The organism is Lactiplantibacillus fabifermentans DSM 21115 (assembly GCF_000498955.2).
Taxonomy (GTDB): domain Bacteria; phylum Bacillota; class Bacilli; order Lactobacillales; family Lactobacillaceae; genus Lactiplantibacillus; species Lactiplantibacillus fabifermentans.
In genome coordinates, this window is record NZ_AYGX02000114.1 from 1 (window position 1) to 693 (window position 693).

Here is a 693-nt window from a genome sequence, read left to right on the forward strand (position 1 = left end):
AACTTATGACTGACAAAGAATTGCTAAATGTTGCGGCAAACCTTACAGATACTCTTTTAAGAACAAATACCGAATCAATCATAGCTGATAAGGGACATGCTCCAGCTACCTTACAGCCGAGTGATATCGTGAAAACTACTTTAAAAATATATGGCCAATTGAAACAGGAACTTAAATAGCTTCCTTACCTGTGGTTGGATCAATATATTTTTTAGTATTATTTGTTGTATTTTCGTGTTCCTTGCTACCGCCAATAGCTTGGAGCACGCTTTTTATTTCTTCCGGTGTACCTTTAATTGTTAGTTCCATCTAACTCGCCTCCTATGCTGGCTGCTAGTCGAATCTAAGTGACGTCTGCCGAATAATCGTTTTAGTTGCTGTAGATGGCTCCCAGTCGTTGATGAAATCCATTACCATCTGGTAGTCCTTCTTGCGTAGCATTGACCGAGCGCTCACGTTAGCAATCTTCTTGATTCCACTGCCAATATCCTTGAACAGCTCACCTCGTTGTTTCTGTGTGATATGGCCATAGCTATGTGCGACTTCCGACACGCGCTGATTAACACGCCGGTTAAGCGCACTATATTCAGGATTTGGAATAACTTGGTTCTCCTTGAGGTCTTTCACATCGCCCTCCACGCTATCCAGGCGTTGGTTAGTTTCCTCATTGGCTTGCAGTGCCAATCGTGCAAT

2 protein-coding genes are annotated in these 693 nt (G+C 42.7%); both read right to left on the minus strand.

Annotated features, from left to right (window positions below; genetic code table 11):
- Window positions 1–171: 171 nt before the first annotated feature.
- The gene (locus tag DY78_RS16165; RefSeq protein WP_156404119.1) at window positions 172–309 is read right to left on the minus strand and encodes a hypothetical protein; all 138 of its coding nucleotides are present in this window, start codon (window positions 307–309) and stop codon (window positions 172–174) included.
- A 24-nt stretch (window positions 310–333) separates the two neighbouring features.
- Window positions 334–693: ORF6C domain-containing protein (locus DY78_RS10360; RefSeq protein WP_024626238.1), on the minus strand; the 360-nt coding region annotated here is incomplete at its 5' end.